Genomic DNA, 7,736 nt, shown 5'->3' on the forward strand with positions numbered 1-7,736 from the left:
CTCAAACTTTGCCTTTCCCATTACCTTCCTCCTTAAAATCTTTAAAACTTTATTTGTTATTTCCCTTTATCTTAGCAATTATCTGCTCTGTAAGATTTTTAGGAACCTCATCATAATGCGAAAACTGCATTGTATATGTGCCTCTACCCTGTGTTTTTGACCTCAAATCAGTTGCATACCCGAACATTTCTGCCAGAGGAACCATTGCTCTTATAACCTGTGCTTTTCCTCTTTTTTCCATAGACTGAATTTTACCACGTCTTGAATTTAAATCTCCTATCACCTCACCCATATAATCTTCTGGAACTACCACTTCTACATCCATAATTGGTTCCAATAAAACAAGTCCAGCTTTTTTACAAGCATCTTTAAATGCCATTGAAGCAGCAATTTTAAATGCAAGCTCTGAAGAGTCAACCTCATGATAGGAGCCATCAAAAAGAGTCACCCTTACATCAACAACAGGATATCCAGCAAGAACTCCTCCCTCCATAGCTTCAACAATACCTTTTTCAACAGCAGGAATGAATTCTCTGGGAATAGTTCCTCCAACAATATTATTCACAAACTCAAAGCCCTTTCCTCTCTCTAAGGGCTCCACTTCAATCCACACATGTCCATACTGACCACGTCCACCAGTTTGCCTTATAAACTTTCCTTCAGCCTTAGCTGGCATTTTAATCGTTTCTTTATAGGCAACCTGAGGTTTTCCAACATTTGCTCCAACTTTAAATTCTCGTGTGAGCCTGTCAACAATTATTTCAAGATGAAGCTCTCCCATTCCAGAAATAATTGTCTGACCAGTTTCTTCATTAAAGCTTACCCTGAAAGAAGGATCTTCCTGAGAAATTTTCTGCAATGAAAGAGATAATTTTTCTTGATCTGCTTTTGTTTTTGGTTCTATAGCAACAGAGATAACAGGCTCGGGAAACTCTATGGATTCAAGAACAATAGGATTATTTTCATCGCAAAGAGTATCTCCTGTTAAAGTATTCTTTAAACCTACGACAGCTGCGATATCTCCTGCACAGATTTCTTTTATTTCTTCTCTTCTATTTGAATGCATTCTAAAAATTCGTGCAACTCTTTCCTTTATATTTCTTGTGGAATTGTATACATAGCTACCAGATGTTAAAACTCCTGAGTAAACACGCACATAAGTAAGACTACCCATGTAAGGGTCTGCCATTATCTTGAATGCAAGAGCTGTCAATGGTTCATCTACACTTGGTTTTCTTGATATTTCTGCCCCATCAAGAGGATTTATTCCTTTTACAGGAGGAATATCAAGAGGAGAAGGTAAATAATAAACAATTGCATCAAGAAGCATTTGAACTCCCTTATTTTTGAAGGCAGAACCACATAAAACAGGAGTGAGCTTCATCTGGATTGTTCCTTTTCTTAAGGCAGCCCTTATTTCTTCTGCAGTAATCTCCTCCCCAGAAAGATATTTTTCCATAATTCTGTCATCTATGTCACAAAGGGCTTCTATCATTTTTTCTCTATATTTTTTTGCCCCCTCAAGATACTCAGAGGGAATTTCATCTTCTACAAATTTGGCACCGAGAGTTTCATCGTCGAAATAATAAGCTTTCATTTCAATCAGGTCTATAGGCCCTCTAAAGGTATCTTCTCTGCCAATAGGAATCTGAACAGCAACAGGATTAGCACCGAGTTTTTCTACCATGCTTTCTATTGACATAAAAAAATCTGCTCCTATTTTATCCATCTTATTCATAAAAGCAATTCTCGGCACTTTATATTTATCAGCCTGTCTCCAAACAGTCTCACTCTGAGGCTCCACTCCTGCTGAAGCATCAAAAACAGCAATAGCTCCATCAAGCACTCTTAAAGATCTCTCTACTTCAATTGTAAAGTCCACATGTCCAGGAGTGTCTATTATGTTGATTTTGTGATCTTTCCACATACAGCTTGTAGATGCTGCAGTAATAGTTATTCCACGCTCCTGTTCCTGAGGCATCCAGTCCATTACTGCTGTGCCTTCGTGGACCTCGCCTATTTTATATGTAACGCCGGTATAATACAGAATTCGCTCAGTAGTAGTTGTTTTACCAGCGTCAATATGAGCCATAATACCAATATTTCTCGTCTTCTCAAGTGGGAATCTTTCCATAATACTCCTCTAAATTACCACCTATAATGCGCAAAGGCTCTATTGGCTTCTGCCATTCTGTGGGTTTCTTCTTTTTTCTTTATTGAAGCACCTACATTATTGTAGGCATCTAATATTTCTGCAGCAAGTCTTTCTTTCATTGTCTTTTCTTTTCTTTGACTTGCATATGTTTTAAGCCATCTTAATGCAAGACTTAATCTTCTGTTGGGTCTTACTTCCATTGGAACCTGATAGGTAGCACCTCCAACTCTACGAGGCCTTACTTCAAGAACAGGTTTAATATTTTCAATTGCCTGTTTAAACACTCTTAATGGATCCTGACCTGTTTTTTCCCTGATAATTTCAAAAGCACCATAGCATATTTTTTCACTTATTGATTTTTTACCATCTTCCATAATTACATTTATCAATTTTGATACAAGTTTACTCTGATATTTTGGATCAGGTAAAACTTCTCTTTTTGGAACATAACCTCTTCTTGGCATCTTCTACTCCTGCTTATTTTGGTCTTTTAGTTCCATATTTTGAACGACTCTGTCTTCTATTATTAACACCTGCACAATCCAGCGTTCCTCTTACAATATGATATCTAACACCTGGTAAATCCTTTACTCTTCCGCCTCTTACAAGAACTATTGAATGCTCCTGTAAATTGTGCCCTTCTCCAGGTATATAAGCTATTACCTCAACTCCGTTAGTAAGCCTTACTTTTGCTACTTTTCTTAAAGCAGAATTAGGCTTTTTTGGAGTTGTTGTATATACCCTTACGCAAACCCCTCTTTTCTGAGGGCATGATTGCAAAGCAGGTGATTTGGTTTTCTTTTCAACCTTCTGCCTGCCTTTTTTTACTAATTGTGCAATTGTTGGCACCTTTTCACCTCATAATAAAATTACTTTAACAAAACTTTAACATTCGTAGACAAGACTTTTTAGTTTATCAAAAAATAAAAAGTCTGTCAAGTAAGTTAGCAGCAAAATTTGAAATATATAAAAAGTAATTTAACCAATTTCATATAAAAAAAGCAACAAGAATCAATAATCTTAGTCAGGAGAATTTCTGTGATACTTGCTTTTTCTCTTCCTTATTTTTTCAATTTCTTTCTGTTTTTCTGTAGGAATGCCTAAATATTCTTTTAATTTTTCCACAAGCATTCTGCGTGCAAAAAAGCGATTTAATCCCTGGGATCTTTCCTTTGTGCATTTTACCTCAATCCCTGTAGGTTTATGCTTTAAATAAACTCCTGTAGAAGCTTTATTTAGCTTCTGTCCTCCATGTCCCGAGCATCTGATAAACTTCTCATCAATATCTGATTCCTTTATTCCCAGCTTTTGCATTTCACTTAAAAGCTCTTTTTCTTTCTTTTCAGTTACTGGAAATTTTCCCATTTTAGGAAAGAAGTGGCAAAATTTTATTGATTTCTCCAAGAGTTTTAATAACTATGTCTGCCTCTGTCTTTTGTAATGTTTCAAAACTGTAAGGGCCTGTAGCCACAGCTATTACCTTTGCTCCATAGGGCTTTGCACAGGCTACATCTCTTGGAGTATCGCCAATAACAATACAATGATGGAAATCTAAATAATTATTGAATGTCTTTGAAAATCTCTTAACAGCTATGGGCAAAAGCTTGTTTCTGTCTTCATGGTCACTTCCAAAAGCACCAGTAGGGAAAAAAGAATTTAAGCCAAAGGGGTCTAACTTAATTCTTGCGCCTTTTTCAAGATTTCCTGTAAGAAGTCCCATTGGATATTTTAATTCATGATAAATGAGTTTTATAAATTCATCAACCCCTGGTTTCAAATGCTTTGAATTGTTATTGATTTCAATTTTTAGATTTTCAAGATAACTCTCAATTAAATCATTAACTAACCACGAAGAGGGCTCAATCCCATTAAGCAGAAGTCCTTCTTTTATTATCTGGATATCGGTTTTACCAGCCATTTCAAAGTTTTTAAAGGCCTCTTTAATTCCAAGAACCTTTTCAAAAGCTTTATTGAGAGAGCGGGTTCCCGCTCCTCCAGCACTGATTAAAGTTCCATCAATATCAAAAAGAATTAGCTTCATAAATCCTCCGTGAAATTAACTTTTCTTTCAGAAATTTTGCAGTTTTTGATGTAGGCTCTGGCTCTTTATTCCATTCTATTGAATCTTTTTTCTTTAAAGCTTCATCAAGTAAGACAAGAAAGACTCTTCGTGGTAATTCATAGGCTCCAAGGCTTAATAAATGTCTGTTTGTAATCTGGCAGTCAATAAAATAAAAACTATTTTTAATCAGATGCTCAACAAGGCAGGCAAGAGCCACCTTTGATGCATCTTTCATAAGTGTAAACATTGACTCACCAAAAAAAGCTCTACCAATTGAGACTCCATACAGTCCTCCTACTATTTTACCTTCAAACCAGACTTCCACTGAATGAGCATATCCAAGTTTATGAAGCTTTATATAAGCCTCCATCATTTCTGGAGTAATCCAGGTTCCTACAGAATCCCTTCTTGGAGCTGTGGCACATCCCTTAATAACAGAGATAAAATTTCTATCAAAACTAACTTTATAAATGTCTTTTTTCAAACTCTGATAAAGACTTCTTGACATTTTAAAAAGCATGGGAAATATCAGAGGCCTCTGAGGAGGTAACCACCACAGAATTGGTTCATTATTGTACCATGGGAATATTCCTGACCTGTAGGCAAGTATAAGTCTTTCCGTGCTAAGATCTCCACCAATTGCAAGTAATCCATCAGGATCTGCAAATTCTGGATGAGGAAAGAATAATTCATCACGACGAAGCAAATACACCGTCATCTATTTCAAAAGAAAGGCTTCCTTCATGTAGAGTTACGATAACTTTTCCACCTTGTTTAAGTCTTCCAAATAAGATTTCTTCAACAAGCGGCACTTTTATTTCTCTTTGAATAATTCTTTGAAGGGGTCTTGCTCCAAATTTTGGATCAAAACCCTTTTGAGCAATCCATTTTCGCGTTTTCTCTGTAATTTCAACGAAAATATTTTTTGATGCAAGCTGTTCATTAAGTTCCTTTATAAATTTGTCCACAATCTTTAAAACAATATCTTCAGGTAAAGGATTGAAGGTAACTATTCCATCAAGTCTGTTACGAAATTCAGGGCTAAAAAGTCTTTCAACTGCTTCTTTACTTTTTCTGAGTTGATCAGAACTTCTATCACCAAAACCAATTACTGGTCTTTCCATTTCTCTTGCACCAATGTTTGATGTCATAATAAGAATGACATTCCTCATATCTGCCTTTCTTCCTGTGTTGTCCGTGAGAGTTCCATAGTCCATTACCTGAAGCAGCACATTAAATATATCTTCATGAGCTTTTTCTATCTCATCAAGCAAAAGCACGCAGTGAGGATTTTTTCTTATCTGCTCAGTAAGAAGTCCACCCTGTTCAAATCCAATATATCCTGGAGGAGCTCCAATAAGCTTTGCAACAGAATGTTTCTCCATATATTCAGACATATCAAATCTTATAAAACTAATTCCCAGTATGTTTGCCAGCTGTCTTGCAAGTTCTGTCTTTCCAACTCCAGTAGGACCGGTAAACAGAAAGCAACCTATTGGTCTCTGAGGCTCTTTAAGACCCGCCTTAGCAAGTTTTATTACTCTTGAAACTACTTCTATTGCTTCATCCTGCCCAAAAATTACAGATTTTAATCCTGATTCAAGATTTTTAAGTCTGTCAGCTTCACTTGATGTTATCTCCTGAGAAGGTATTCTTGCTATTTTTGCCACTGTCTGCTCAATTACTTTTTCAGTAACAACAGGATTATCGCTGTGGTAAAGTCTCACAACAGCACCTGCCTCATCAATAACATCAATGGCTTTATCTGGTAAAAATCTCTCTGTTATATATTTCGCTGAAAGATGAACTGCTGCACGCAGAGCCTCTTCAGTATAGATAACTCCATGATAGTCTTCATAATGGGATTTAAGTCCTTTAAGAATTTCAATTGTCTCTTCCTCAGAAGGCTCGGAGATGTCTATTTTCTGAAATCTTCTTGAAAGTGCCCTGTCTTTTTCAAAATAGTTTCTATATTCTTCATAAGTTGTAGCACCAATACAGCGGATTTTCCCTTCAATTAAAACAGGCTTTAAAAGATTTGATGCATCAACAGTGCTTCCACTTGCAGATCCAGCACCAACAACAGTATGAATCTCGTCTATAAAAAGTATGCAGTCTTTGATTTTATAAAGAGAGTTTATTAAAGTCTTCATCCTTGCTTCAAAATCTCCCCTATATTTAGTCCCTGCAAGCAATGAACCCATGTCAAGAGCAAAAATTTTAACATCTTTAAGATGCTCTGGAACTTTATCATGAGCAATCTTTAACGCCAGTCCTTCAACAATTGCTGTTTTTCCAACCCCTGGTTCGCCTACCAGAATTACATTATTTTTTCTTCTCCTGCTTAAAACCTGGATAACCCTTTCAAGTTCACTGTCCCTACCAATTATTGGGTCAATTTCTCCTCTTCGTGCCTTTTCAACCAGTTCTATTGTAAAGGTCTTAAGAGGATCTCCCCGTTTTTCCTCTTTTGTTACAGTTTCTCCAAAGCGTGTCTTAGGACTACCATGAGAAATATAATTCAAAATATCAATTCTTGTAATTCCATATGACTTAAGAAGGTTTACTGCGTAGGTTTCCTCCTCAAGAAAAAGGGAGGCAAGGAAATCTCCTGCATCAGCTTCTTTTTTTTCTGCACTTTTTATATGATTGAGAGTTCTTTCCATCACTCTCTGGAAACTCACTGTTGGATATGTCTGACCCTTATTTTTTCTTTTTGGAACCTGTTCTTCAAAAAATCTTTCAATATTTCTTTTAATCTGTTCAGGATCGCCGCCACAGTTTTTAATTATCTCCATACCAAACTCATCATGAAGAATAGCATAAAGAAGATGTTCAACTGTAAGATATTGATGGCCTCTCTCAATGGCATCTTCAACAGTGGCTGATATAATAATCTGTAAATCCTTATTGATCATCTCTTTCTATAGTGCATTTTAATGGAAAACCATTAGCTCTTGCAAGGCTTTCCACCTGAGCCACCTTTGTTTCAGCAATCTCCTTTGGATAAATTCCTGCAAGACCTTTTCCGTGTCTGTGAACATAAAGCATAATTTGGGTGGCTTCTACTTTTGATTTGTCAAAAATTGTCATTAACACATGAACAACAAAATCCATTGTTGTGTAATCATCATTCAGCAGATAAACTCTGTAACGGTCAGGAGCATCAATTGAGATTTCCTCTTGTTCTTCGAGGAAAATTTTTTCTTCCATAATTTTATGATAAAAGAACAGGTATCAAAAGTTCAATAAAATTTAATGTCTGAGTAATCCGAAAATTCCTATGAGAATAGTTATAAATGTGAAGCCTGCCCCCATAAACCATTGCAAAAATTGAATTCTTTTATCAATTGCCTCAAAACGCTTATCAATTGCCTCAAAACGCTTCTCAGTTGCTTCATGATAAGCTTTCATCTCATTGCGCACTGCCTCAAAACGCTTATCCATTGCCTCAAAACGCTTCTCAGTTGCTTCATAATAAGCTTTCATCTCATTGCGCACTGCCTCAAAACGCTTATC

General features: G+C 36.3%; 8 protein-coding genes and 1 pseudogene. All 9 read right to left on the reverse strand.

The annotated features are described in order from the left end of the window. Nucleotides 1-49: 49 nt before the first annotated feature. Nucleotides 50-2,134, reverse strand: coding sequence for an elongation factor G (gene fusA / locus ACP5O9_RS06580; RefSeq protein ID WP_353685985.1), 2,085 nt, complete (start codon nt 2,132-2,134; stop codon nt 50-52). Nucleotides 2,135-2,148: 14 nt separating this feature from the next. Further along, nucleotides 2,149-2,619 (reverse strand): 30S ribosomal protein S7, encoded by a 471-nt coding sequence (gene rpsG / locus ACP5O9_RS06585; protein ID WP_424905330.1) that lies wholly within the window; start codon nt 2,617-2,619, stop codon nt 2,149-2,151. A gap of 13 nt (nt 2,620-2,632) precedes the next feature. After that, on the reverse strand, nt 2,633-3,004 hold the full coding sequence (rpsL, locus tag ACP5O9_RS06590) for a 30S ribosomal protein S12 (protein WP_353685987.1): 372 nt from the start codon (nt 3,002-3,004) through the stop codon (nt 2,633-2,635). A gap of 171 nt (nt 3,005-3,175) precedes the next feature. Beyond that, nucleotides 3,176-3,520 carry a peptide chain release factor family protein gene (locus ACP5O9_RS06595; protein ID WP_353685988.1) on the reverse strand — a complete coding sequence of 115 codons (345 nt, stop codon included), beginning with the start codon at nt 3,518-3,520 and terminating at the stop codon, nt 3,176-3,178. Between the two features lies 1 nt (nt 3,521). After that, the gene (locus ACP5O9_RS06600) at nt 3,522-4,196 is read right to left on the reverse strand and encodes an HAD family hydrolase (protein WP_428723667.1); all 675 of its coding nucleotides are present in this window, start codon (nt 4,194-4,196) and stop codon (nt 3,522-3,524) included. Next, nucleotides 4,177-4,935: a leucyl/phenylalanyl-tRNA--protein transferase gene (gene aat / locus ACP5O9_RS06605; RefSeq protein WP_428723668.1), complete on the reverse strand. Its 759-nt coding sequence runs from the start codon at nt 4,933-4,935 to the stop codon at nt 4,177-4,179. The genes ACP5O9_RS06600 and aat overlap by 20 nt, the downstream gene beginning before the upstream one ends. After that, complete coding sequence (gene clpA / locus ACP5O9_RS06610; RefSeq protein WP_428723669.1) at nt 4,910-7,135, reverse strand: ATP-dependent Clp protease ATP-binding subunit ClpA; 2,226 nt, start codon at nt 7,133-7,135, stop codon at nt 4,910-4,912. Before clpA ends, aat begins: the two co-directional genes overlap by 26 nt. Next, nucleotides 7,125-7,430 carry an ATP-dependent Clp protease adapter ClpS gene (clpS, locus tag ACP5O9_RS06615; RefSeq protein ID WP_353685992.1) on the reverse strand — a complete coding sequence of 102 codons (306 nt, stop codon included), beginning with the start codon at nt 7,428-7,430 and terminating at the stop codon, nt 7,125-7,127. The genes clpA and clpS overlap by 11 nt, the downstream gene beginning before the upstream one ends. A gap of 42 nt (nt 7,431-7,472) precedes the next feature. Continuing rightward, nucleotides 7,473-7,736, reverse strand: a pseudogene (locus ACP5O9_RS06620) (hypothetical protein); the annotation flags it as partial.

It is taken from the genome of Thermodesulfovibrio sp. (assembly GCF_049969575.1).
GTDB classification, from domain to species: domain Bacteria; phylum Nitrospirota; class Thermodesulfovibrionia; order Thermodesulfovibrionales; family Thermodesulfovibrionaceae; genus Thermodesulfovibrio; species Thermodesulfovibrio obliviosus.

Excerpts from the sequence above, each read along its gene's own strand:
- fusA (WP_353685985.1), bottom strand. The coding sequence starts at position 2,134 with ATGGAAAGATTCCCACTTGAGAAGACGAGAAATATTGGTATTATGGCT.
- rpsG (WP_424905330.1), bottom strand. The coding sequence starts at position 2,619 with ATGCCAAGAAGAGGTTATGTTCCAAAAAGAGAAGTTTTACCTGATCCA.
- ACP5O9_RS06595 (WP_353685988.1), bottom strand. The coding sequence starts at position 3,520 with ATGGGAAAATTTCCAGTAACTGAAAAGAAAGAAAAAGAGCTTTTAAGT.
- ACP5O9_RS06600 (WP_428723667.1), bottom strand. The coding sequence starts at position 4,196 with ATGAAGCTAATTCTTTTTGATATTGATGGAACTTTAATCAGTGCTGGA.
- aat (WP_428723668.1), bottom strand. The coding sequence starts at position 4,935 with ATGACGGTGTATTTGCTTCGTCGTGATGAATTATTCTTTCCTCATCCA.
- clpA (WP_428723669.1), bottom strand. The coding sequence starts at position 7,135 with ATGATCAATAAGGATTTACAGATTATTATATCAGCCACTGTTGAAGAT.
- clpS (WP_353685992.1), bottom strand. The coding sequence starts at position 7,430 with ATGGAAGAAAAAATTTTCCTCGAAGAACAAGAGGAAATCTCAATTGAT.